Below are 26,467 nucleotides of genomic sequence, written 5' to 3' on the forward strand. Positions count from 1 at the left end.
GATAGTTATGAAACGGTTACTTATTATCATATTCCCAATACTGATATTGCTGCACATTATACTGGGTATATGGTGGCTGGCAATTAGCTGGGCCATTATATGGTTTATAGTTTGGGTGTGTACTACATCAGTCAGCATTATTGTTCGTTTACGCAGGAAAAGTTGGTTGGTTTACCCTGTCGTTATGGTAGGTTCAGTACTGGCAGCAATAATCCTTAAGACTTTATTTTTCGGGATTTATAAGATTCCATCAGGTTCGATGGAAAGAACGATTGTGCCAGGGGACGTAGTCTGGGTTAATAACCTGATATATGGTCCACGGCTCCCATACTCGCCATACGAAATATCATGGATCAATGGTCTGGTATGGTTGATGCAAGGCAGGACGGGGGATGTCCAGGAGAAATGGTGGCCATATAGAAGGTTAAAGGGCTATACATCTCCTAAAAGAGGAGATATCTCGGTGTTCAACCATCCCAATCACAATATGATCTTTATTAAGCGTATCGTCGCACTTCCTGGCGATACACTTCAGATTACTGACGGGAAGGTGTTTGTCAATGGAGAGGAGCAGATACGTCCGGTCAAGTCTCTTTATTTTTCAAAGGTTGAGTTTAGCAACAGGGACGTTGCCTCAACTGTGATTGACAGTTTGCAATTACGGTTTTTCTCAACCGGAAGCTATAATGAAACCCCGGTCTATAGTGGAGCCTTGTTTCCTTCACAAATGGAAGATCTCCGCCATCATCCCGGAGTTCTGAACTCTGGGATAGATACATGCCGGGCTGATACAGCCTGGACAGTTTATCCACATATTGAGGATATCGACTGGACGATTGACAATTATGGACCATATCGGCTGCCATACAAGGGGATGGTAATAGAAAAGAACTCTGAGAACTTAATGCTATATGGTCAGCTTATCAGCCAGGAAGAAGAGCAGAATAAGTCCGAAGACAGGCCTGACAACAACGGGCTATTTACCTTTAGCAATGACTATTTTTTTATAATTGGTGACAATTTCCATGACAGTGAAGATTCCCGGTATTTTGGACCGGTCAGGGAGGATTATCTTATTGGAAAGGCCACCTTTATTCTTTATTCGCCATCATCAAAAGGATTCTTTTCAAAAATCATAAACAGATTGTATTAAGTATGAAAACTCTTGCCCAAAAACATTCCCTGGATTCTTGTAAGATATCCCACATAAGCAGGCATGTGGGTATGTTGCTACTTTTTGTAGTATCCCTTTCTGCCTGTAGTAAATGGTCCGATGAAACCAACCGGGCATTAAAGCTTGCTGGGGAAAACAGAGCAGAACTTGAGAAAGTTCTGCAACATTACAGTGAGGTTGATCCAAATTCTCAAAAACTAAAGGCTGCTGAGTTTCTTATTTCTAACATGGATGTTCACTATGGATATAAAAGCGCGAGCTGGGACCAATTCCAGCAGGAATTGGCTGATCTGTTTAGTAGAGAGGATAACTTTGAATTACTCGAGGAGGGGATGAGTCGGTTGTATGAAAAGTATCAAATGCTTTTAAGAGATATTAGATATGAGTCGGATTTGAGGACGGTAACTGCTGATTTCCTTATATATAATATAGAGAAAGCTTTTGAAAGCTGGAGTGGTCCTTATGCTAATCAACTTAGTTTCGATGAGTTTTGTGAGTATTTGCTGCCCTACAGGGCAGCAAATGAGCCGATTAGTGATTGGAGAAGGGAGTTTGAGGAGAATTATATTCCCGAATTGTATGATAGGGCTGCAGTGCGGAAAGACTCTTTAAGTGCGGAGGATCTTTGCAACCTTATAAAGTCTTATCCTTATGGAAATCTATCAATAGTAGGAGGGAGGTTGCCTGATTATAATTCATATCTGCTTTCCATACTGCGTATGGGAAGTTGTAAACACTATTGTTCACAGGCAATCCTAGCCTCAAGATGTCTGGGAGTTCCGGTGGCTCTGGACTATACACCTCAATGGGCAACACGTAGCCTTGGTCATGAGTGGAATGTACTGATCTGTGACAGCAAGAGACCACTAAGTTTTGGAATTGGAGATGACTGCGCCCTGGGAGAGCATGTAGAAAGAATACCCGACAGGAAGGCTCCAAAAGTATATAGACAAACCTTCTCAAAGCAAAAGGAGAGTTTGATGATGCTACGGGGAAATGAAGAGATTCCGGGATCATTGTCATCACCCTGCATGAAGGATGTAACTGACCTCTACTATGATTGTACCAGTATTACAGTTGATTTTGATTTCAGACCCCCAGGTAAGAATAAGTTTGCTTACCTGGCCGTTTTTGATAATAAGGAATGGATCCCAGTCGCCTGGGCCAGAGTAAAGGGCGGGAGAGCTACTTTTAGTAAGATCAATAAGGAAATAATGTATTTGCCCGGTTATTTCTCAGAAGGGCGATTTATCCCAGCTGCCGATCCTATAATGGTTGATAGTTTGGGTAATTCAATTCCGGTTAGGTTTGATGCCGTGAATAAACAGACAGTAGTCCTGTACAGAAAATATCAAAATGCACTGGTGGAAGGGAAATGTGAGGATATGACAGGAGGCAGGTTCCAGGTAGCTAATAAGCCTGACTTCAGTGATGCTGTTGATATTGCCGTGATAGATGAACTGCCTGAATCCTGCTACCACATAATTAAGCCTGAGACAGAGGGTAGCTACAAATACTTTCGCTATCTGGCACGTTCGGGTGCGCTTGGAACAATAGCCGAACTTGAAGTATATGAGTTGGATAAAAAGCTCAGCGGAAAGATTATAGGAACAGAGCAGGATATCCCATATTTTACAAAGGAGAAGGCCTTTGATGGTGACCCACTTACAAGTTTTAACAAGTGGGGGATGGATGAGGTATGGCTTGGATTGGAGTTTGATAGTCCAAAGAAGATCACCAAACTTGTTTATCTGCCTGGCAATGATGACAACTGCATACGTGATGGTGAGTTGTATGAGCTATTTTACTGGGACAAGACGTGGAAGTCATTGGGACAGCAGTACGGTTCTGCTGAAACCTATAGACTGAGCTATGAGAATGTTCCGTCTGGGGCTCTTTTCCTTCTGCGCAACCATACAAAGGGTGTTGAAGAGCGAATTTTTACATATGAAAATAACAAGCAAGTATGGTGGTAGATATGAAAAGACGCAAATGCCCAGACCATTGGGCAGGTAAGAATACAATTTACAAAGGATACACTTAGGTTACCTGGTGTTAACAAGTAGTAAATGCGTGATGACTTTTTATTCCTAGCCAGACAGCAAGGACACCCAGAATAATACTCAGAAGGATATAAAGGAGGGCAATTCTGCTATTGCCATGCTCAATTAGGGTTAGATTCTCTGCAGCAAAAGTTGAGAAAGTGGTGTAGGCACCGCAGAAACCAGTAACAAAGAGCAATCTTATGTCATTACTGTTTTGAGATGAAGAACTCAACCACCCGATAAGGACTCCAATCAGGAAGCAACCTGAAATATTCACAAGGAAAGTGGCCAGGGGGAAGTTCCCTATGTAGTATTTTGAGGTGACGACAGAGGCTAAATATCTGAATATAGCACCAAGTGCACCACCTAAGCCTACAAAAAAGAGCTGCTTCATCCTATTAGATCACTGGTTAACACTGATGAGATGCATTTCGAGGGTATCATAAAAACGCGTCACCATTATTTACTTGCAGTGCAATATTAACGCTTCTGTGGATATAATAGCGGATTCCGAACGGCAAAATTAGGGTATTCGTCGATTATTTTGGATTATTGCGATAACCTCTTGTATGTTTAACTATCAATTTGGCTGCTTAACCAATCAGTCTAACAACAAAAACGTCTAATTATGAAAAGAGTATTATTAGTGTTAATGGCAGTTGCATTTGCTGCAGCTTCATACGGACAAGGCTTCGCAGGATCATGGAAGCTCAATGCTTCAAAGAGCAAACTGAATGACCAGTTCAGCATGGCTCCAAAATCACTTAAGGTTACTCAAAACGGAAATGCTTTTGAAGTAGCAAAGACTGTTGAATTTCAGGGACAATCCAATGAGACAGTTGAGAAGTACACACTTGATGGCAAGGAATGTACAAATGCAGGCTTTATGAATTCTACAAAGAAATCAAAAGCTACTATTTCTGCAGACAAGAAAGTTGTTACTATCAAGAGTACTATTGCCACTGATAACGGAAATATTGAATCAGAAGAGATATTTTCTCTAAAGGATGGCGGTCTGGTATTTGAGACCAAGACCAAGTCTTCATGGGGTGATATGTCAGAAACTGGTTTCTACGAAAAGAAATAAGCTGCTTGTTGGGAGTCAGTGTTGGGGCTGTCTCAGAACTAATTCTGGGGCAGCCTCTTTTTGTGTTGATTTCAGGACACCACTTTGTTCACTAATGGGTTAATATGTGCCGTATAATTTTGTGGGAAGGATTGTGAATCCGGCAGGATTCACAATCACTATTTATTAGTATTTGAATACAGGTCTTCCCGCGTCGTCAAAGTTGACAACCATCACACGGGCATGACGGTTTGGGTCGTAGAGGGGATCACCGACAATTTCCTCGTAATCACGGGCATGATAAATACTCAATGGAGTGATTCCGTCTTCTGCAACAGTAAAGCTGTTATGTCCGGGACCATAAATTCCTTTTTCAGCATCAGTAGCAAGTACGGGATACCTTGATTTCTTCCAAGAGTTGCGGTCAAGCAGGTCTGCGTTTTCATCTGCTTCGAGCAGACCCATGCAATAGCAGGCTCCTGTTGCACTACATGAGAAGGTAATATATATCTTGCCAGCATACCTGATAACAGCAGGTCCTTCATTTACCCAGAATCCTACCCTTTCCCAGTCGTAATCTGGTGTAGTAAGCATAAACTGAACAGTCTTCAGCTTGTTGGGAGATTCCATCTCGGCTATATAGAGGTTGGATGCGGCAAACTGACCTCCTGTCTTCTCTGCCCATATAAAGTACCTTTTCCCATTAAGTTCGAAAGTTGTGCCGTCAAGCGAAAAGTCTGTGAATGACTTTGGATCGTCGTCGGCAGCCTGCATCATACCTAGTTCAATCCATTCATCATTTAACGGGTCCTGGCCTGTGCATTCCAGGACAAAGGGACGAAGTTTCCAAATATCATCGCGCTCACTTGAGGCAAAATAGATATACCATTTGCCGTCTATATAATGAATCTCTGGAGCCCAGATGTGGTAACTCATTGGTCCAGATTCATGTCTGAACCACACATCAAAGGTTGCTGCATTTTTTAACTCCTCGATTGTCTTAGCTCTGCGCAGTTCTATGCGGTCGTATGTGGGAACCGATCCGGTAAAATAGTAATAGCCGTCTGTGTGTTTGTATATAAATGGATCAGCCCTTTGCTCAATCAATACTTCAGTTGGGTTCAAGGAGTATGTGTAGCTGGTAGCTTTCGACTCGGATCTCGGCTCTTCTTTGGGTCCGCAACATCCAGTAGACAAGATGCCCATACTCACAATACTCATATAAATGACACGACTGGTAACGCGTTTAGTATTTTTCATATCCTTACATTATTTCCGGTTCATGATTAACGAATATAGTCAAACTTGAAAATTAATCCGAAAATTACCTGAAAATTATTCTGATATGAGGCTGGCGGCCAGCCCTCAAGGGAGTAATAATGTGAGGTGCAATTATATGCTCTACAAATTAGAGTAGGCGGCGCTTGATCCCTTCCATATACAGCGGATAGGGCTGCATAAAATGTTCTACATGCAGAAGCAGGTGGTATTATTATTTTTATTGCATTGTGTTGCGTAGCTATGGAGATAATTAGATTTCTATATGATTATGGGATAAGCATTGAGTCGGCGTTAAGCAAACTGGCTGCATTGTTTTGCAATGAGTGTTGTATTAATCTGGATTTGTTTGCAACTTTGATAAGAATGAAGCTCAAATACTTTACTTAATACTACTGATATGGCAAAAAAGAAAATTACAAAGGTTGAAGAAGGAACTTCTTCTCAGGCTGAACCAAAGAAGTTTGTCCCTACCGAAGAGGCTAAGGGCAAAGCCACCCGTCTGCGAGTTATTGCAGGACTGCTGTGGTTGCTGGCACTTGGTGCTCAGGCTGGAGCAATTGCTTTATTGTTCAAGCAGCCGGTCAATATGATGTGGATTATCATACTGATTGCTGTCGATCTGGCCCTGGCTGTATCCGGTTCGATTCTGTGGAAGAAATCCAATCGTCTAGATCCTGCTTCAAAGTCCAACAAGTTCATGTTCTTTATGCAGAGCCAGCTTGGTTTGGTAGTTGCTGTAATAGCCTTTTTGCCTTTCATTATTTTCGTACTTGGCAGCAAGAATATTGATGCCAAGCAGAAAGGTATTCTTGGCGGAATTGCAGCAGTGGCTCTTGTAATAGCAGGTATCACAGGTGTTGATTTTAATCCCCCGTCAGTTGAGGAATATACCGAGCAGACAGCAAGGGTAGAAGAGCTGACCGGAAAGAATGAAGTGTACTGGACCAAGTCCGGCTCCAAGTATCACCTGTATGATGACTGCCATTCAATCAATAGAGACGCAACAACCGAGATTTTTGCAGGCACAGTGGCCAAGGCTCGCGAATTGAAGAATATCACCGAGCTCTGCAAATTCTGTGAAAACAGGTCAGTCAAAGAAAAAGAAGCAGTTCCGGTTTCCGAACCCGAAGCTGAATCCATCCTTGAAGGAGTACTTGAGACAATTGAAGAATAATAACAACCAATAGACTACAATAATGCGAACCCTAACCTACTTAGCAGCAATTTTGCTACTGTGTTTTACCACAGGTTGTCGTGATCTGACAGGTAACAAGAGTCAGATTGCCTTTAAAGTCCTTCTTGAAAGACTAAATAAAATAAAAGCAGTAGAAGGTTTAGTTGTACTTGATGCTTCAAACCCTGATCATCAATTGCTTATAGAGGAAATTATAAGCAACCAGAAAGAAGCTAACCTCCCTTTAGTAAACCAGCTTTGTAAAGCCTGGATAGAGTATGCCTTAAGCACAGACGATGGCATTGAACTGAGAGTGTCGGATAGATGGAGATTCCGTGAATATCAGTTGTTGGTATATGATAGGGAGGTTACAATAGAACGTTATAAGCCGGTATATATTCTCGAGTCAATCCCTAAGGAGGGAGTAGTTACGAAAGTGATCATCAAGGTTAACAAAATCACTGGACTGTTATCAGAATTTAGTAGCGTACATATTGAACTAGCCCAGTAGGCTCCTTAAACGTATTGTCTATAAACCTTAAAGAAAGTTCACATACCATCCGGGCTATACTTGATAGCAATATCCTTCTTTTCAAGGACTAAGGCATGGGTCAAACTTGCCATAAGTTAAGGCTACAGTAAAAGGATATTGGTATATTTATTACTCTTGAAGGGTCGGCGTTGCATAAAATAAATGCCCCAGGATTGCCTGGGGCATTAATTTTTATAAAACGGTCAAAGTTATTCGCCTGCTTCTTTGAGGAAGAATTCAGCCATTTTTTTCATCGTATCATCATTGAATGTTACAGGGCCGTGTTGACCTTCAGGAACAGATATAAACTCTGTCAACAATCCTTTTTCTTTCAATGCCTCAGAGAAATATACGCTTTGGCAGTGAGGCACAACATTGTCAGCCTGTCCGTGTATAACGAGAAACTTGGGATCGTTCTCGTCAATAAAGGTCATGGGGTTAAGAAGAGCTATCATCTCAAGGTTGTCTGCCGGATTGCCTCTGATTAGGGCAGCCTCGGGAGAGTTCCCTTCATTGGGTTTCTCGCACTCGCTCATACGGGTCATGTCGATAGGACCAAACCAATCTACTACAGCGCTGACATCACTGCTGACTTCGGTGAACTGTCCCACATTGCCTTCGATATCAACAGTTGTACTACCTACAGTGTATTGCCTTACGTTGTTAGTTGTACCAGCCAATGAAGCAAGATGGCCACCGGAAGAGAAGCCTGTGATACCGATGAATGATGCGTCAATCTGATACTTGTCGGCATTAGCACGTATATAGCGAATTGCAGCCTTGACGTCGTTAATTTGTGCAGGATAGGGGGCGTCACCACTTGAACGGTGGTTGATTGATATCACTGCAAAACCGCTCTCGAGCAGGGGCTTTCCAAGAGCGTTATAAGCAAATTGTTTCATATTGTTGGCAAACCATGCACTACCATAAATAACGATTACCGCCTTATAAGAAGGTTTTTCTACATCGGGCAAATAGATATCAAGGTTGTGGCATTCCAGTTCATCACCGGCATAATTGAGGTTAAGCCATTGTCTTTCTGTGTTTTGTCCAAAGCAGCCAACAAAACTAAATACAGCAACCAATGTTGCGATAACGATTTTTTTCATGCTTTTTTGTTATGTGTGAATTCTAAGTGTGTATTACAAAATAAGGTCGCACCTATATTCAAGATTGTCAAGTTTTGCTCCTAAACTCTTATAGAATTCAATTGAGTTTGTATTCCACTCAGATACCTGCCATCTGACTTTATGGCAATTTTGGGATCTGGCAAAACTGATAACCTCGTTGATTAGTTTGGTTCCCAAGCCTAGTCCACGATATTCTGGTTTTACATAAAGGTCATCCATGTACACTGATTTACCTGTAAAGGTGTAGTATGCAAAAAAGTAGGTGGCATAGCCTATCATATCCCCTTGTTCATTGAAGGCTCCAAATCCGTTGATATATTCATGCTCAGCCTCCATCTTCTCAAGAGTATTGGTCATAGAGTCCAGGTGTTTCTCGTATTCAGCAAATTCAGTGAATAATGCAAGTAATGCCGGATAATCAGTTACTTGTAGTGGTCTGATTGTTAAGTTCATTTTATCAGTTTATCAGTGTGAATGTATTCAACATCTCCTTTTTTACCAAGTGTTTTGGCTTGCGTAAGACTATAAAGTGGCAGCAAATAAAAAAACTGATTGGATGAATGTTTGAAGAATTATTTGGGGTAGATGAAAATAAAAATCTCCGGCAGGTCTTGCCGGAGATTTTGTTTGGTTGGAACCTTTAAATAAGAGGTGTGTTATGAGGGACTATCATAAATGTAATCTTAAGCATGATTCCAATTGAGATCAGCAAGATTACTATAAAGGATACAATGAGCTTTGCACCTTTCAGGTTGGATGATACTTTGAAAGCGTTGAACATCAATGCGACCAGCCATACTGTGAGAACCATTGTGAGGATAAGGAGCAGTACTGCAAATAGTATCTGAGCCCCTGTTATTTCAACCGGGTTTCCGGTATTTGTAGTTATCCACAGAAGGAATTTGCCAAATGTCTCAAGTACCCCGGTGAATCCGGTGAATGAGGCAATTAGGTAAGGAGCACGTGCAAGGGCCTGAGTTCCGAAAATATCTATGGCTCGAACCGAGGACTTTGACAGTACTAGAGCAGCAATGTAAAACAGGACAGAAACCACAAGCCAGTTGGCCAGGTTTTGCACCAGGTAAACCCAGAGTGGAAGCCCGATAGCAACCTTGACAGAAATCGGGTCGGGGAAGTGGATATGGCTGAAATAACTTACAGCCGTCGTAGCCAGCATAATTGCAAGTCCGATTAACAGTGACTTTGAACCGGCTACATACAGAAATGGGTTAAAGAGTCTTTTGATCATCACTTTGTAGTTTTTCGATTGTACTAATAAGGTCATCAAGCATATTTCTAACAGTAGGGTAGCTAAGGCCCAGCCTGGAGGCCATAAGCTTCAGGCTACCGCTGCTTTTTACAAAATCCAGAACAAACTCCTGGTCCTTGGCATCAAGTTTTAGAAGTACCGGCAGGTCATACTGCCCGGTAATGGTCGTATCGCAATCGCAGCATTTGAGGCTCTGGACCTGTAGGTCCGAGCCGCAACTTGGACATAGTATAGGCAGCTTCTTTTCCATATAACTTATGTTTGATTTGCATTAACAAAAATAATACAAAAATCAATAAAGTCAAGAAAAGATTTAAAAATATATACTTTAAGATGAATAAAATGAAACTATCTTGACTGGCATAGCTAAAGATTGCTGTGAGTAGAAAGGCTGGAGTACAGGTCGACGATCCTTTGCGTGGTTTGTCTGATGCCGAAGTCCTTTCTGGTGTTGTCTGACACGATTGCAGCTTTTTGGCGGAAGTCGTCCCTGTTGTCGAAGAAGGTTTTGAGTTCTACGTAAAGCGACTCTTTAGAAGGAGGCATCCCGTGAATATGGACGAAGTTGTTTATCGCGTATTCATTATAGTTGGGTGGAACAACGATGTGCCCCATTCTTTTGGAATTGACTGAGATTACATTCGCACCACGGGCGAGTGCCTCAATGGCCACACGTCCTACACCAAGAACCAGTTCGGGGAAGAACTCATGGATTTCCAATTTGCTGATAAAGCCCATATATCTGATGGCCTCCTCGTTAAGTCTTTGGTTTGTTGCATCGATAACAGGCATCAGTTCCGGCACTCCATTACCATCGCCGATTAAGAACAGTCTGATTTCAGGGAATTGCGGTTTCAGTATTTCGACCGATGAAATCAGGTGACGAATTACTTCAGAGTGTCTTCCATCAATCCTGCTGATATAGCCAATTGCGAACGGGGATATTGAGGGAAGCTTTTCCGGCAGCGGGATTCCGTTAGGGATAATAACTGATTTGTGGCGTATGTTCTCGTAATGCCTGGATACATTAAGAACCTGCTGGCTGACGAATATTATCGAGGTGCAGAGTTTTCTTGCTATAGCTGACCTTAGATCGTGTCTGACCCTACCGTGCACTGTAGCGACAACCGGGATTCCTAGTATTTTCCCTGCAAGGCATGCTGAAATAATAGGGAGTCTCTGATGTGCGTGGATAACTTCAATTTTGTATCGAAGGGCGAGGAAGATTATCAGAAGCGTATGGGTGAAGAGCAAGTTTGCTACCAATGAAGGTATCCAAACGAATTTTATCCTTTTGTCCAACAGCGTTGTTTGTCGTCCGTGACGAGTAGCAAGAATTATGTTGTGATCCATCACAGCAAGCTCATTGCATAGCTCCCTGACATGATTTTCTGCACCCCCAAAGTCAAAGCGGTTGACTAGCTGTAAGATACGCATATATCTTTACCCACATATATTGTGGTAAAGGTATTTAAATAACTGTTTACATAAACAGGGGTATTGAAAAAAAACAATGATTTTTTGCGGTATTTATGAGATTACAAATGTCGCTGTAACGAGCAGGGGAAATAAATATATAGTCCCCATTCCATGTCAACCCACAATTATTACCCTTAGCCAGACCAGGTCATATCTATGTATAGTGTTTTGGTTATTATATAGTATTGAGAAAGGTATCAATAAAAAGTCAATAGCCCGTAAGCGGGCTATTGACTTTTTATTACCTTAATGTTGAAATATTACTTGGTGTGAAATGTGTTAAGGCATTTCGATGTTTTCCAGATCAGGAATAAAATGACGGGTGCTTGCATTATGTTTTTGCATTTCAGCAATCAAATTATCCATTTCCTTTATCATTTTTTGTCCGTCTTTGGGGTCGAAATCATTGGCGATAATATTCTGTGCATATTCCTTAGCCAATTCAAACTGTTCGGTTAGCATATAGATCTGAGCAAGGTTATAATATGCCATGTACCTGATTTTCTTTTCGCCTTTTGCTTCGGTATTGGTGTATTTTTTGGGAAGGCTCAAATAGTAGTCAATCGCCGGTTGGATATTGGTCATAAAGTCTTCCGGAATTGCATCTGCGGTAATAGCACTCAGTGCATTCTTAGCAGTATTCCATGCTTCCAGAGAGGGTTGGAATTCAAGGTGTTTTTTGGATCCAATAGACCATAAATTTTCTCTGGTCCTCATGACTGGGTAGCCGAAATCATAATTAAGGCTACCATTTAATGATTTTATGGCTTCAGTTATTTGCTCATCAACCAGTTTGGCCTTGATTTCAAGTTTGTTGTTGTTATAATAGTTGGCAGCATCTGAACCTTTAGAATATTCACTAGACTTGAATTCTTTTTTACTGTCTCTTCTGGCCAGGGTATAGGAGGTAAGTCGGTTACCAGCATGGTCTTTAACTTCTGCTCTGGCCTCAAATGAATAGACAACTTTTGCATAATAATAATAGCTACGACCAGTTTCCTTTCCTTCTTTATCTTTGTGTACCTCTACACGTTCAGCTACCTCAGAACTCTCGATCATAAGGTCATTAAGGGTAACAGTTACATTGAAATGGGCAAGTTCGCTGATTTTTTGCTTTCCTTCGATTGCAATCAATTCGTTAGCCCTATCATTGGAATAGGCTTCAAGTGCAACAGTTTTATTAATTATTACAGAATAAGTCTTGAATGACGGTTCTAGGACCTGGTTTGGTAAACGGCGGTATGAGTAGTCAAACCATTCCTTGTCGATGTCGACCCTTTGTGCCGAAAGATTCAGAAAGAATAGGCTCGCGATCAGGGTGGGTAATAGATTTTTCATAAATTATATAAATTTTAAGATTTCAGGTTGATACGGATTGCTTTTTACTAGGTTGCAAAATGTGAATAATTTAAAATTATTTTAAAGAAGAGCGTTGTCTTCCTGACCAGGGATGATAGGTGGTCTAGGCTTTTTACTTAGTTTATGACACCACAGCCAATCAAATTAAGGTTGACCAATATCTGCAATCAAAAGAGTGGGATAAAATTGAGAAGCAGGGGTTTGGTGTCAACAGAGCTATGTCAGCACAGGTGTTTACCGTTATGCAGAATTATATTGCCAAGTTTCCACAGCAGGCTCAGAAGCTCCTTAGAAATGTAAATTTCAGAACTCATGGAATGGGCTCGTTTGAAAAGAACAGGCTCAGCAAAACGGATCATTATGAGCCATACAAGGGCGATGCTCAAAGCTTTTTGGACAACCTGGAGCATGAGGGCGATGCAGCACTATTTGGCAGTGGTGGAAATACTACAGGGGAATATATATCGAATTCGCACTATTGAAAATAACAGCAAAGCATTACAGCTAAGTCAGGGTCTGTTATTAAAAAAGAGCAATAATCATTGATTACTGCTCTTTAACCGGGATTGTTGGTAATACGCTGGTCCTATTCAGCTGTCCGTGCCCCTCCTCCCGTGGTTTATGGAACTTCCTTGCCCGCACTACCAACTGGTACAAATATATAAACAAATTACTGAAAAGTTGTGAATTGCTTTGACTCCGTCGATCTTCGATTCAAATTGTATCTTTGAGGTATTGGTGACACCTTTCGGTCGATGTGCGCACCGATGCCACCGGTTGTGAATTGCTTTCAGATTGTATCTTTGAGGTATTGGTGACACCTTTGCTCATCAGTTGCGAGCGAATACAGGGTTGTGAATTGCTTTCAGATTGTATCTTTGAGGTATTGGTGACACCAACAAAAATGTTTTCTTCCAATATCTGAGCGTTGTGAATTGCTTTCAGATTGTATCTTTGAGGTATTGGTGACACCAATACGCCGAAACATACCAACGTGCAGTTGTTGTGAATTGCTTTCAGATTGTATCTTTGAGGTATTGGTGACACCGGAATGGCGGCGAGTGGGTTTTTCATCAATGTTGTGAATTGCTTTCAGATTGTATCTTTGAGGTATTGGTGACACCTGTTGCTATTACATTTACGATCATTAGAAAGTTGTGAATTGCTTTCAGATTGTATCTTTGAGGTATTGGTGACACCATTTGCGCGGATTTACTTTGAGGTACTGGGTTGTGAATTGCTTTCAGATTGTATCTTTGAGGTATTGGTGACACCACCGGCAATGATCGCTGCCTTAGTTGCGTTGTTGTGAATTGCTTTCAGATTGTATCTTTGAGGTATTGGTGACACCGACATTCCAGAATATGTCGCTTTAAACTGGTTGTGAATTGCTTTCAGATTGTATCTTTGAGGTATTGGTGACACCTTGAGGATGTTCAGGAATATTGCAAAGAGCGTTGTGAATTGCTTTCAGATTGTATCTTTGAGGTATTGGTGACACCAACTCAGTGTTCTCAATATCTGCAATTTGCGTTGTGAATTGCTTTCAGATTGTATCTTTGAGGTATTGGTGACACCGGTTTGACACGTAACCCTGCTCGTGATTAGTTGTGAATTGCTTTCAGATTGTATCTTTGAGGTATTGGTGACACCCCAACATCAAATCAATTCAAACCCAACATCGTTGTGAATTGCTTTCAGATTGTATCTTTGAGGTATTGGTGACACCCGCTTCACGTGAGGAGATTCTTTTTCACCTGTTGTGAATTGCTTTCAGATTGTATCTTTGAGGTATTGGTGACACCTGAAAGCACTTACAAACACCTTACTTATTGGTTGTGAATTGCTTTCAGATTGTATCTTTGAGGTATTGGTGACACCTTTGGCTGACGATACGGCAGTTGGCTACGAGTTGTGAATTGCTTTCAGATTGTATCTTTGAGGTATTGGTGACACCAGAGCGCACAGGCGGAGGCACGTACGCAGGGTTGTGAATTGCTTTCAGATTGTATCTTTGAGGTATTGGTGACACCGAGGCTTATTTTGGGGGCCCCCTATTCTCCGTTGTGAATTGCTTTCAGATTGTATCTTTGAGGTATTGGTGACACCGCAAAGAAGGGCTTGCCGATAGTTTGGCCAGTTGTGAATTGCTTTCAGATTGTATCTTTGAGGTATTGGTGACACCACTATGTGAAATTGGTTGAGGATCTATACGTTGTGAATTGCTTTCAGATTGTATCTTTGAGGTATTGGTGACACCTCTCTATTGATAGAATCCAATAGACCAATAGTTGTGAATTGCTTTCAGATTGTATCTTTGAGGTATTGGTGACACCGCATCTGTCACCGGGACAAAGGGCGGGGTTGTTGTGAATTGCTTTCAGATTGTATCTTTGAGGTATTGGTGACACCCGCTTTGTTTTGGCGTATATGGTATATGCCGTTGTGAATTGCTTTCAGATTGTATCTTTGAGGTATTGGTGACACCTGTATCTTAATACTTCAGCAGATCATTCTAGTTGTGAATTGCTTTCAGATTGTATCTTTGAGGTATTGGTGACACCTTAATATTTTTCTTGTAATGCGGGTAGGTGGTTGTGAATTGCTTTCAGATTGTATCTTTGAGGTATTGGTGACACCACCACAACCACACAATGACTCACACATTCTGTTGTGAATTGCTTTCAGATTGTATCTTTGAGGTATTGGTGACACCCTGCCTTTTAATCATTATCTTTTGTGGGGTGTTGTGAATTGCTTTCAGATTGTATCTTTGAGGTATTGGTGACACCGCAAACGTTGACCTTAGAGATGACCGCATGGTTGTGAATTGCTTTCAGATTGTATCTTTGAGGTATTGGTGACACCACTGTACCATCTTTAAATTTAAGTGTTGCAGTTGTGAATTGCTTTCAGATTGTATCTTTGAGGTATTGGTGACACCATACAAACACATACTAAAAACATAAAGATAGTTGTGAATTGCTTTCAGATTGTATCTTTGAGGTATTGGTGACACCTGTCGAAAACGACGTTTGCATCTAAGGTTCGTTGTGAATTGCTTTCAGATTGTATCTTTGAGGTATTGGTGACACCTTTTCGATAAGCAAAGGAAAGCCTTCATCAGTTGTGAATTGCTTTCAGATTGTATCTTTGAGGTATTGGTGACACCTTTGTATAATTTACGAACAGTACTCCCCACGTTGTGAATTGCTTTCAGATTGTATCTTTGAGGTATTGGTGACACCTCATAAGTGTTGTTGAATAACGCCTATTTAGTTGTGAATTGCTTTCAGATTGTATCTTTGAGGTATTGGTGACACCTGTAGCTTTACCGGGAGACACCTTCGACATGTTGTGAATTGCTTTCAGATTGTATCTTTGAGGTATTGGTGACACCCTCTCAACTTGTCGGCATCGTCTTCTGAATGTTGTGAATTGCTTTCAGATTGTATCTTTGAGGTATTGGTGACACCTCCACTTTGAGAAATTGGTAGTGAGAAACCGTTGTGAATTGCTTTCAGATTGTATCTTTGAGGTATTGGTGACACCCTATGTTCGGTCATACAGCATTGCAAGCGTGTTGTGAATTGCTTTCAGATTGTATCTTTGAGGTATTGGTGACACCGGAATTTTATGTATTACTTCTTAATCGGGGGTTGTGAATTGCTTTCAGATTGTATCTTTGAGGTATTGGTGACACCAAAATTGCCTTTTAAAGACTCAAAGAGATAGTTGTGAATTGCTTTCAGATTGTATCTTTGAGGTATTGGTGACACCGTCATTTTTTGTAAAGTAAAAAAGCAACCGTTGTGAATTGCTTTCAGATTGTATCTTTGAGGTATTGGTGACACCTGGATATTTTGGCTGGCCTCCTCAACATTGGTTGTGAATTGCTTTCAGATTGTATCTTTGAGGTATTGGTGACACCTTTTTTGTTATTTTTACAATGTGATTAAAAGTTGTGAATTGCTTTCAGATTGTATCTTTGAGGTATTGGTGACACCGGTTAATTCTGGAGAAGCAAGCATTTTTCAGTTGTGAATTGCTTTCAGATTGTATCTTTGAGGTATTGGTGACACCATCAGGGCGCTTTCAGGGCGCTTTTAGGGCGTTGTGAATTGCTTTCAGATTGTATCTTTGAGGTATTGGTGACACCTTCGTGGAAATACCACAACACGATTGATGCGTTGTGAATTGCTTTCAGATTGTATCTTTGAGGTATTGGTGACACCAAAACAGGAATGTAAAACGTTTTGATATAGGTTGTGAATTGCTTTCAGATTGTATCTTTGAGGTATTGGTGACACCAGACCCCGAATTAATGTTCTGATTATTAGGTTGGTAAATCAAGAATCAGAAGGGAAATTTGGGAACCTTTTTGAAAAAGAAAAGCTCCGCATGGAGCTTTTTTTATTTTAGGATTAGTCTAAAAGAGCTCAAGTTGCATATATGGCGTTGCTTTATCTTTAGGTTCTTTACCATAGTATACCTCCATGTCGCCAAATTGCTTGTCTGTTACTCTAATTATTCCAATATTCCCTTTTGGAGGCAAATTCTTTTTGACACGCTTTATATGAACTTCTGCATTTTCCTTACTTGGACAATGCCTTATATATATTGAGAATTGAAACATAACGAAGCCGTCCTTAAGCATCTTCTTCCTGAAGTCGGAGTAGATCTTTCTGTCTTTCTTTGTCTCAGTTGGCAAATCAAATAGCACCATTACCCACATAACTCGATATTCACTTAAACGTTCCATTTTCTGGGAATTTAGGATAAACAATCTTTCTCGTCTGTTTCTCAAAACAACTTGAAAGTGATGCAGTGGTCTGTGAAACTGCAACCATCAATGGACTCCTTTTATTATTAATAACGACATCCAATTGGGGAACACTGAGTAAATGCCATTTGACTTCTTTAGATAATTCTGAGTACTTTATACCACTATCTATTATGTCTAGTACTAGTTTGTCTACAAAGGGTCTATATGGTTCCATAATGTCGTCTGCAAGACAGTATGCGTTGTATCTGTTATGATGATGTATGCCTAATGTGGGTAATAGACCAGACCCTACAAGTGAACGTGCTACAATAGCTCTCAGAACAGCATATCCATAGTTAAACAAGTTATTGGGTGGGTCTTCTTCTCGTCCTCTTTTGAAGCTTCCAGCTGGGAATAGATTAGCCCAGTAATATGCAGCTGCCCTTGCTTCATGGTTTTGGCTGTCTCCTGAGGTAACACTATCTGCCCAGAAAAGCATATTGTCTATATTCGAATTAGTTTTGAGCCTAAGTAACTCGGCCTGATTTTGTATTTTTGCTTTAACTGTCTGTTGCCAAAGTTGCTTCTTAAGTGGGAGTGATGCAGAAATTTGAGCCCTGAACTTCTCTGTTTGAACTGTATGTCCATCTAAAGGAAGTAGCAGTCCAGTTGGATGGTGTTTGCTGTCACAAGTGATAAAGGCACAGTTATTAGCCAGTAGTTTCTCCATCAATGAATGTGTAATAGTGATTTGCTGATGGTCAGTTATTACTACTCCAATGTCCTCTATCGGAATTGTGTTCTTTCCGGTTTTTCCTTTTAAGTTGTTGGATTCTGGGAAGTTTATCTCGAGTTGCTCGTCACGTGTACTTAGATATACCGGATTTCCAAAATAAAGAGTCTTTTTAATCATAAATTCAGGTAAGAGGTTTTGGTTGTGTACGACTCTGATGGTGAGAATGTTGCGCTAGTGCCTCATTTCTATACTACAAAGAAGTTTAATACTATTAACAAACAAATCCATACCTATGCGAACAAGTCAACAATAGGTATGGATTTCATTCCAAGTAACAGTACTTTATTCTTCTCCCACAAAGACAATTTCACCAATGTGGTTAATCCGTACTTTAACTGCTCCTTCTAATCCACTTGGTCCAATCCTTAGCCATGCAATTCCTTTCAGAGCATTATGTACATCAACTGTAGTATCCAGATGATGTCTAAACCAGTAATCTTTTGTGGAGAGTTTTTGAACTCTAAACAAATGAGGGCTTACATCTGAGTAATTTTCTGATTTCATCAAATCTATTTCATTGGGCTTAAAATCTTTGTCAGGAAAGACAAAATATTCATTTTGCTTCATACTGAATAAGAACTCCCATCCCAACTCACTATTATACTCCTTGTCAATAATAGTTAATCCCAATACAGCTCTTGTGGTTGCTTCAAGAAACGACACAACTCTTTCCTGTAGAATTCCTTTTGAATCACGATAAATTGCAACATGATGATTGTTTCCGGTGTTGACAAAGTCAACAGGGATTGGGTTCCCATATTCGTCAAGTACAGGTTTACCATCTTTGTCGTTTTTGTCGTGTAATGCCTGCGCATTTGCAACACCTGTAATTGTAACACGTCTAATCTTTATACCTTTTTCTTTATTGAGCCAAATAGGATATTCGTCTATATTTGAAAATGCCTTTTTAGGGTCATTGTTGTACTCCTTAAGTCTGGCTTCTAGACAAAGTCTCACTTTTTTATCTAGTACTTTTTCAACATTAAGGTCGGGTGCAACCTCCTTCCTTATAGTGTAAATCAGCTCTTTATTTACAATCTTGACCTTATCAGGTACAACAATTCCTCTCTGTTTGTCAAGATAAATAGGTTGTTTTGCCAGACTGTTTTTCCCTGTGAAAGCCTTCTTGGGATCGCCACCATTCGTATGGAGCCTGTTTAATAATGCTTCTCTGTATTTCTTATTAGCTACCTTGTTAATTAGCTCCTCGTTAAAAGCAGCTCCTACTTTCTCCTCTTTTGAAACATATCTCAGGGCACTCCCATATATAGTCTCATTATGTAGTTGTCCTCTTGGAGTTAATTGAATCTTTTTGTTTAGGCCATTCTTTTTCTTCGTGATGTTTATGTTCCTTGTTACTACTTTGTTTTTTGCTTTAATTGAGACTAAAACATTTTCAAGATGTTCCTTGGCTATGGTTCTGAATGCCTTTATCTCAATTGGCGCTTTAAACCTTAGCTTTCCTTTATTATCTCTTTCCAGCTCCTTAGCTTCTATGGCAAAGATTTCACTTCCTTTATCACTTCTTGCATTTAAGTTATTTAGGTATTGAATATAGCATCTTTTTGTGAATGCAATAACTAGAGCATCCACAGCATGATGCCGATGGTCATTCCTTTTTGTCCAGTCCTTAACTACTCGGACCCTTTGCCCGTTTTTCCCTTCGATTTCTTCTGTCAATCCAAGAGCCTTATACTTATCCCAGTTCAAGTCTTTCATTACATCTACAAGTTGCCAGTCTTCACGCAACCTTGCTGTAATTGAACCGGTTGTTGTTACTACATGTTTTGAAATTGTTTCCAGGATTTCTTTTGCTTTCCTTGCGATATATTGAGTGTCGCGAAGATCCCGATCAATAAAGTCATCCGGTATTTCATTAATGCTAGTCTTTAGTTTTTTATACTTTGAACCAGTGATTATTCTCTTTTCTTCCAGATCTTTAATGCAAGCCAAAAAACTGTCAAGCCCTTCTTGTCCATATTTTCTCAATACATAATCATATGCTGTGTCATTCCCTTTTTCAATGTTAGCCTCTCTGGTTTCTAACGTTTTGTTAGAGAAAGAATCATCAAATAGTCTTGATCTTGGAATAATGTGTTCTATGTCAAACTCTTCACTGAATAATTTCTCTTTTGGAATATAGGTGTTTGTATAAAGTGTTTTATAGCCCCTGTACTCCAACTCTTTGTAGAGCTTATACCTGATAATATCGTTTCTACTTATATACTGCAAGCCAAACTCAGTCCTTAAAATCTTCCGGATTTGCTCGTTCTCAATAGTGTTTTTATTGATTGTATCTGTAAGTGATTTCCTTTCTTCAGCGCTGTTTTTTAGCTCTCTAGCAAGTTCCAACCTGATCTCATCCGGTCTTCCATATTTCTCAATCACAGCATTTACCACATTTACCATCTGATTTAGAATTTTCTCAACAACTGGATTCCTGAGACTGTTCTTCTTTATTATTTCAAGTCGGTCAAGTAGTTTTTTATTCTCTATCTCCTCTTTGGTAAGGGAGTGTTTTGAATGGCGATACCCTGCGTACTCACAGGCACTAGGTTCTTCTGGTCTTTCCTTTCTCCCTGCGAAAGCGATACCGTCTTTAAGGTGGGGGATAATTTTACATATGGCTTTGGTACTTAAACTTCCATAATCTGGTTGAAAGGAAATACTGCTGATGATGGCTGCAAATTCCTTGGGGAATGATGTTAAGGCCATTATCTTATTGATAAGCGCTTCATTTCCGGTACGTGAATTATCTCCCTCAAATGAATAGAGTAGATGCCATAAAATATACAACGGTTGGTTTTCTAGATCTTTCCCTTTTGCTAATGAGTCAAACCAAAGTATTCCAGTATTAAACCCTAACGCTGTGAAAACTTCCTTAATTGCATTTATTACTTCAGGAGCTCTTTGTTTGGTGAAACCTGAAATATCATGCCCACTAAGCTCAACAATCTTTTTGTATGCATCAAATAAGCTCGATATAGTGCGATTCCCCTCGAGTTTTTCATAATTGAGCTTAAAATCTTTGTAGTTATTAAAGAGTATCTTTAGGGCATCATCACTTTTAAGGGATTCCCTTATGGCCAATTCTTGGGCAAGTGTATCCATTTCCTCGGGATAAAGAAATCGGTCGGCATTATCCTTTTTGCTGATAACCTTTACATTATTAAGAATTTGCCAAATCTTGAATTCCTGAAATAATGGTGATGACTTTGGACATACTCTTGGCCCTACGAGTTTCTTTTTAGCTTTGCCATCAACTATATATTCGATTTCCTTTCCTTCAAACTCACAAATATTTATCAAACCTTTCTGGCTCTTTAGACGACGCTGGTAGAAGATGATTATGTCCCTAATCTCCTTCTTAAGCTTGGGTGTTAGTTCTTTATGATATTTTGCCTGAGTTTCCCAAATTTTTTCAAACTCATCCAAATAATCCTGGCGGTAAAAGGTCTTGTTTCGAAGGCTGAAGTTTCTATCACTTATGAGTTTTTCATATAGATTCTGTCCAACGGTTTGTTTCTTGAAATACAGCTCTTTACTTCTGTCACTTATTTCACCCAAATATCCACTGGAATTTGAAATAGAACCATTGACATCTGCAATAACAAACGCCATCTCTTCGATGGGTAGCTTTTCTTTTGTAGCTTTTACTCGCCATTCCAGTGCTTGTCCTTTCTTATCCGGAGCTTTGTTGTCGGCAGTATATATTTGATATTTTGCAAGGAAAATCTTACTAGTATTTAGCTTCCCTTTACCCTCTATCTGTTTTCTGAAGTCTTCTGTGAGAATCTCAGGATAGTATTTACTTTGCTCGCTCCAAATTTTGTCAAGTTCATCTAGCAAGTCGGAACGATAGAAATCGGGTGAGTATTTTTTGCCTTCTTTGTGTAAGGATAGTAAGTATTCACCAGGAGTCAGGTTCTCATCGTATAGTTTTTTGGCAATAGTCATTCCATCAATGATTTGGCCCTCATCCTGTCCTTTCAGCTTTCTACTACTCTTGTAACCCCGTTTCTTATTAATCATCAGCAGAACTCTGGCTAATTGTTCGAGAGTTATTTCTTCTTTGGCTGCCTTTGCTCTTAAGCGATATGATTCATAGGTGGTGTTTTCACCATTTTCAGATAGTAATGTATCCTCAGAAATAAAACCATTTTCAATCAATACCTTTCTTAATTGGGCTCTTCTCAATTTATACCGTTGTAGATTGCGTCTCATGCTCCGTTTAAGGGTTCTGTCAGCATTCGTTGTTATGCTTTTGCCTTTTTCAAAGTTACTGCGTTCATCTACAGAAAGTGGATTTACTCGAACACCAAGCCTAATTATAGTAGACTGTTCTTCATTGTTTTCTGCTTCATTGACTAATGCCCAACCAATGGATGTTGTGCCTAAATCTAATCCTAAGATTCTTTTCATAATAGGGTCGTTTATGAGTGCTTCGATAATTCAGATAATATCAGAAATGTAAAAAAATGTTTTGATATTTATTTCTTTAGTTGTATTATTGTATCTCAATCTGAAGCAATTCACAATAAGGATTATTCCGTTGTGAAAACATTTAAAGCGGGACAAGCGATTGTCTCGCTTTTGTTTTTATTGGTTTTTACTCCTTAATTTCCGAGAAGGAATTTAACTATTTTTAATAGGAAGTGGAAAAATTCTTTTGGAATTTTTTCTGTAGTACTATATGAAGTTGCACCAACAGGTATATTAAAGATAGGTTGAGACGATGATGGTATATTTAGCGTTAAGAACGCTTTCTTTTAAAGAAGTCTTTGACAAGAGAGCCGCACTCTTCAGCTAGAATGCCGCCGAGGGCTTCGGTGCGGGGATGGAGGGGGGAGGGGGTAAGACGGCTAAAGCCACGCTGAGGATCCGAAGCACCATAAACTATCCGGCCTATCTGTGCCCAGCTCAGGGCGCCGGCACACATGGTACAAGGCTCCAAAGTTACATACAGGGTGCAGCCATTCAGGTATTTGCCGCCAAGGGTCTCGGAGGCTGAGGTGATTGCAAGTATCTCGGCATGGGCGGTTACGTCATTCAAGGTCTCGGTGAGATTGTGGGTACGTGCTATAATACGACCTTCACATACAATCACGGCCCCGACTGGCACCTCGTCCTTGCGAAAAGCCTCGCGTGCCTCCTTCAATGCCTGCTGCATATAATACTCATCCGTAAACCCTATCTTTTCCGACATCTTTATATCTTACAAATGTGATGGCCTATATCTACTATCAATTTTTTTCTTCCTATTTTCGCAAAGATATTTAAATTGGTACTAATAAACCGAACATAAATGTACAGAACTCATACATGTGGCGAACTCCGAATTTCGGATGCCGGTAAACAGGTAACTTTGAGCGGATGGGTGCAAAGGGTACGTGACCTGGGGGGAATGACCTTCCTGGATCTGCGTGACCGTTATGGAATTACTCAAATTGTGGTTAATAGCGATACGCAACCTGTACTTAGTGAACAGGTAAGACAACTGGGCCGCGAATACGTGGTGCAGGTGTCCGGAACTGTAACTGAAAGGGCTAGCAAAAACTCAAAAATCCCAACGGGTGATATAGAGATCGCCCTCGATAAGCTGGTAGTCCTGAATGAATCAGCTCTACCTCCGTTTACTATCGAAGATGATACCGATGGTGGGGACGAACTCCGAATGAAGTACCGCTACCTCGACCTGCGCAGGGGGCCGCTCAAGCGTAACCTCGAACTGCGTCACCGTATGAGCATAGAGATACGCAACTATCTCAATGAGCGTGGATTTCTCGACGTGGAAACTCCGGTTCTGATAAAGTCAACTCCTGAAGGTGCACGTGACTTCGTTGTGCCTTCTCGTGTTCACCCCGGTCAGTTTTATGCTCTGCCACAATCCCCACAGATGTTCAAACAGCTGCTGATGGTTGCCGGTTATGACCGTTACTTCCAGATTGTAAAGTGTTTCAGGGATGAAGACCTTCGTGCTGACCGTCAGCCCGAGTTTACCCAGGTGGACTGCGAAATGGCCTTCGTAGAGCGTGATGACGTGCTGGATACTTTTGAAGGTCTGACTAAGCATATCTTTAAAGTGATCAGAGGTATCGAATACAATGAGCCCTTCCCTCGCTTAAGCTATGCTGATGCTATGTCTCAATACGGTTCAGACAAGCCTGATATCCGCTTTGGAATGAAGATCAAAGAGATTACCGAAGTCGCTAAAGGCAAAGGCTTCAAGGTATTTGATGAGGCTGAATATGTTGGCGGATTCTGTGCCGAAGGGCAAGCTGAAATGAGCCGTAAGGAACTAGACAACCTTACTGACTTTGTTAAACGCCCGCAGATCGGTGGTAAGGGACTTATCTATGTGAAATACAATGCTGATGGCACGGTTAAGTCGTCTGTAGATAAATTCTTTGATGAAGCACAACTGAAAGGATGGGCTGAATCGTTACAAGCTCGTCCGGGTGATCTGCTCCTGATTATGGCAGGTGACAAGAAGCAAACTCTTGGTGCTCTTGGTGATCTTCGCCTTGAAGTGGCTGGCCGCCTTGGTCTGCGCAACAAGGACGTATTTGCTCCCCTGTGGGTTGTCGACTTTCCACTGCTCGAGTGGGACGAAGAAAGCCAAAGGTTCTTTGCGATGCACCACCCCTTTACTTCACCGGTTAAGGAGGATATCGAACTGCTCAATACTAATCCCGGCAAGGTTCGTGCTAATGCATACGACCTCGTGATCAATGGAGTGGAACTTGGTGGTGGTTCGATAAGGATCCACGACAAGGCCCTGCAACAAAGGATGTTTGAGGTTCTTGGCTTTACCGATGAGCAAGCACAGGATCAGTTTGGCTTCCTTATGAATGCATTCCGCTTCGGTGCTCCTCCGCACGGTGGTATCGCCTTTGGCTTCGACCGCTGGACTTCTCTGATGGCAGGCCTTGACTCAATACGCGACGTGATCGCATTCCCAAAGAACAATGCTGCGCGTGACATGATGATAGACTCTCCGTCACCAATCGATGATAAACAGCTTAATGAATTATTTATAAAGCTTGATGTGAAGGAATAACAAAAAAGCCGGCTGCGAAGCCGGCTTTATTCTAGTAATTGCGGTAATGCTCTTGTAACTTATTGACCGCGTACTTTTTTAGTTATTGTATGAGCGCTTGTTTTCTACAGGGTTGGCATACATCTCCATCAATGATGAAAAGATGAAATCCCTGTCCATATCCGGGATACGGTTGATGTGATCTTCTATATATTCAAGAAACTGAACCTTTTCTTCAGGTGTATAACACGATGCATACTCAGTGCTGCTGTTGTAGATATCCCATGCAATATAGTTGGATGGCCATAACTTATAGTTCTGGTGCACCTGCCTGTCTATCAGTTCTGCCAGTGTCGAAAACTGGTCATTCTTGACAGTAAGGGCATCTATCACGTTGAGCTCTGTCTGCAGTGGGGTACCAAAGGCAAAATGCACACGACCCTTACGACCACGAAGGCCGGTGCTCATATGCATCAGGTCATCCTCCTTGGTCTTCTGGTAGTCTGGGTTGTCCCTCTTAAGCTGAAACTCCTTGGCCTTCAGATAGTCGCAGGGGTCAAACTCGTATGAGATTGACACAGGTACTATGTTAAGTTCCTTGAAGTTTTCAACTACGCTGCGTTCTCCGCTGATATTGAGCATCTTGAGCAGGCTTACCTGAGTGCGGTCATTACCGTCCTTGGAACGGCCTTCGCGCTGAGCAATCCAGATACTGTGCCCGTTGACTGTCAGTGTGTACCTGATATATTGAGAAAGCAGTCGTGAACTCTCCATCATCTGCTTGGCAGGGAGGTTACGTTTCACAATAAAGGTACGGTTGAGCTTTACCAGTTCGGTTATCCATGGATAAATCAACAGGTTGTCGCCAATTGCAATTTCAGTGGTGTTGGAGCCGTTCTGGTACAAAAGAATGTTTAGAATGGCTGGGTCCAGCACTATATCACGGTGATTGGATATAAACAGATATGCTTTATCACTGTTTAATTTGTCCAGACCTTCAACGCTTACACCATTGGTGGTTCGATCGAGCACCTTGAGTACATAGGCCGAAATAACTTCTTCCTGAAACTGTCTTATGGTTGTGATATGCGAAAGCCTGTCTAGAAACTCCTGGGGGTTAGTGTCGGGGTACAGATATCCGATCAGTCTTACGAAGGATGCTTCATTCCTAAGGCGGTTGAAGACGGTTTGGATCTCATGATCCTCGTAGGGTCTGATGGACTCGAAATCGGGATGATTCTTTTCCTCCATTACACTTTTAGATGGTTCCGGGGCAAAATTACATTAAACAAACAAGAGTATAAAATTAAACGTCTTAAAAAGAATTACAACCTTTTGTATCGCATTGACGTACAAA

20 protein-coding genes and 1 CRISPR repeat array are annotated in these 26,467 nt (G+C 40.9%); of the genes, 7 read left to right on the plus strand and 13 right to left on the minus strand.

The genetic code is table 11. From position 1 onward, the window contains the following. Positions 1–7: 7 nt before the first annotated feature. Together lepB and M9189_RS03310 are read left to right on the plus strand one after the other, a co-directional pair. A complete protein-coding gene (gene lepB, locus M9189_RS03305) occupies positions 8–1,153 on the plus strand; it encodes a signal peptidase I (RefSeq protein WP_250724534.1) in 1,146 nt (381 codons plus the stop codon). Positions 1,154–1,155: 2 nt separating this feature from the next. Next, complete coding sequence (locus M9189_RS03310) at positions 1,156–3,150, plus strand: discoidin domain-containing protein (protein WP_250724535.1); 1,995 nt, start codon at positions 1,156–1,158, stop codon at positions 3,148–3,150. Between the two features lie 79 nt (positions 3,151–3,229). Here the strand turns inward: M9189_RS03310 and crcB are convergent, their stop codons facing one another. Then, positions 3,230–3,613 carry a fluoride efflux transporter CrcB gene (gene crcB / locus M9189_RS03315; RefSeq protein WP_250724537.1) on the minus strand — a complete coding sequence of 128 codons (384 nt, stop codon included), beginning with the start codon at positions 3,611–3,613 and terminating at the stop codon, positions 3,230–3,232. 234 nt (positions 3,614–3,847) lie between these two features. On the opposite strand from crcB, the gene M9189_RS03320 reads away from it, so the two are divergent. Beyond that, positions 3,848–4,306: a hypothetical protein gene (locus tag M9189_RS03320; RefSeq protein ID WP_250724539.1), complete on the plus strand. Its 459-nt coding sequence runs from the start codon at positions 3,848–3,850 to the stop codon at positions 4,304–4,306. 165 nt (positions 4,307–4,471) lie between these two features. Here M9189_RS03320 and M9189_RS03325 read toward each other — a convergent pair whose 3' ends face one another. After that, positions 4,472–5,545 carry a glycoside hydrolase family 43 protein gene (locus M9189_RS03325; RefSeq protein WP_250724540.1) on the minus strand — a complete coding sequence of 358 codons (1,074 nt, stop codon included), beginning with the start codon at positions 5,543–5,545 and terminating at the stop codon, positions 4,472–4,474. Between the two features lie 418 nt (positions 5,546–5,963). Between M9189_RS03325 and M9189_RS03330 the strand changes: the two genes are divergently transcribed. Together M9189_RS03330 and M9189_RS03335 are read left to right on the plus strand one after the other, a co-directional pair. Then, a complete protein-coding gene (locus tag M9189_RS03330; RefSeq protein WP_250724542.1) occupies positions 5,964–6,740 on the plus strand; it encodes a hypothetical protein in 777 nt (258 codons plus the stop codon). 22 nt (positions 6,741–6,762) lie between these two features. Continuing rightward, positions 6,763–7,251: a hypothetical protein gene (locus M9189_RS03335; RefSeq protein ID WP_250724544.1), complete on the plus strand. Its 489-nt coding sequence runs from the start codon at positions 6,763–6,765 to the stop codon at positions 7,249–7,251. Between the two features lie 230 nt (positions 7,252–7,481). Here the strand turns inward: M9189_RS03335 and M9189_RS03340 are convergent, their stop codons facing one another. The 6 genes from M9189_RS03340 to M9189_RS03365 form a co-directional block, all read right to left on the minus strand. Beyond that, on the minus strand, positions 7,482–8,381 hold the full coding sequence (locus M9189_RS03340; protein ID WP_250724546.1) for an alpha/beta hydrolase: 900 nt from the start codon (positions 8,379–8,381) through the stop codon (positions 7,482–7,484). A 33-nt stretch (positions 8,382–8,414) separates the two neighbouring features. Then, a complete protein-coding gene (locus M9189_RS03345) occupies positions 8,415–8,855 on the minus strand; it encodes a GNAT family N-acetyltransferase (protein ID WP_250724548.1) in 441 nt (146 codons plus the stop codon). Positions 8,856–9,042: 187 nt separating this feature from the next. Then, positions 9,043–9,651 (minus strand): hypothetical protein, encoded by a 609-nt coding sequence (locus M9189_RS03350; RefSeq protein ID WP_250724550.1) that lies wholly within the window; start codon positions 9,649–9,651, stop codon positions 9,043–9,045. After that, positions 9,632–9,922, minus strand: a complete 291-nt coding sequence (locus M9189_RS03355; RefSeq protein WP_250724552.1) for a DUF2089 family protein — start codon at positions 9,920–9,922, stop codon at positions 9,632–9,634. Before M9189_RS03355 ends, M9189_RS03350 begins: the two co-directional genes overlap by 20 nt. Positions 9,923–10,038: 116 nt before the next feature. Beyond that, a complete protein-coding gene (locus M9189_RS03360; protein ID WP_250724554.1) occupies positions 10,039–11,109 on the minus strand; it encodes a glycosyltransferase family 4 protein in 1,071 nt (356 codons plus the stop codon). Between the two features lie 321 nt (positions 11,110–11,430). After that, positions 11,431–12,489, minus strand: coding sequence for a hypothetical protein (locus tag M9189_RS03365; RefSeq protein ID WP_250724555.1), 1,059 nt, complete (start codon positions 12,487–12,489; stop codon positions 11,431–11,433). A 263-nt stretch (positions 12,490–12,752) separates the two neighbouring features. On the opposite strand from M9189_RS03365, the gene M9189_RS03370 reads away from it, so the two are divergent. Next, entirely contained in the window at positions 12,753–12,992 is a 240-nt protein-coding gene (locus M9189_RS03370) for a hypothetical protein (protein ID WP_250724562.1), read from the plus strand. Positions 12,993–13,286: 294 nt separating this feature from the next. Then, a CRISPR array of direct repeats spans positions 13,287–16,821; the repeat unit is 46 nt; unit sequence GTTGTGAATTGCTTTCAGATTGTATCTTTGAGGTATTGGTGACACC. 118 nt (positions 16,822–16,939) lie between these two features. Here the strand turns inward: M9189_RS03370 and cas2 are convergent. From cas2 to M9189_RS03395, 4 genes are all read right to left on the minus strand, one after another. Next, positions 16,940–17,272 carry a CRISPR-associated endonuclease Cas2 gene (gene cas2, locus M9189_RS03380; protein WP_250724566.1) on the minus strand — a complete coding sequence of 111 codons (333 nt, stop codon included), beginning with the start codon at positions 17,270–17,272 and terminating at the stop codon, positions 16,940–16,942. Continuing rightward, entirely contained in the window at positions 17,256–18,188 is a 933-nt protein-coding gene (gene cas1, locus M9189_RS03385; protein ID WP_250724568.1) for a type II CRISPR-associated endonuclease Cas1, read from the minus strand. The genes cas2 and cas1 overlap by 17 nt, the downstream gene beginning before the upstream one ends. A gap of 165 nt (positions 18,189–18,353) precedes the next feature. Next, complete coding sequence (gene cas9, locus M9189_RS03390) at positions 18,354–22,493, minus strand: type II CRISPR RNA-guided endonuclease Cas9 (RefSeq protein ID WP_250724570.1); 4,140 nt, start codon at positions 22,491–22,493, stop codon at positions 18,354–18,356. Positions 22,494–22,824: 331 nt separating this feature from the next. Next, positions 22,825–23,277, minus strand: coding sequence for a nucleoside deaminase (locus M9189_RS03395; RefSeq protein ID WP_250724572.1), 453 nt, complete (start codon positions 23,275–23,277; stop codon positions 22,825–22,827). A 99-nt stretch (positions 23,278–23,376) separates the two neighbouring features. Between M9189_RS03395 and aspS the strand changes: the two genes are divergently transcribed. Beyond that, a complete protein-coding gene (gene aspS, locus M9189_RS03400) occupies positions 23,377–25,131 on the plus strand; it encodes an aspartate--tRNA ligase (protein ID WP_250724573.1) in 1,755 nt (584 codons plus the stop codon). A 78-nt stretch (positions 25,132–25,209) separates the two neighbouring features. Here the strand turns inward: aspS and M9189_RS03405 are convergent, their stop codons facing one another. After that, positions 25,210–26,361: a 1-acyl-sn-glycerol-3-phosphate acyltransferase gene (locus M9189_RS03405; RefSeq protein ID WP_250724575.1), complete on the minus strand. Its 1,152-nt coding sequence runs from the start codon at positions 26,359–26,361 to the stop codon at positions 25,210–25,212. Positions 26,362–26,467 lie beyond the last annotated feature (106 nt).

Source organism: Xiashengella succiniciproducens (genome assembly GCF_023674465.1).
In the GTDB taxonomy this organism is placed as follows: Bacteria; Bacteroidota; Bacteroidia; order Bacteroidales; family Marinilabiliaceae; genus Geofilum; species Geofilum succiniciproducens.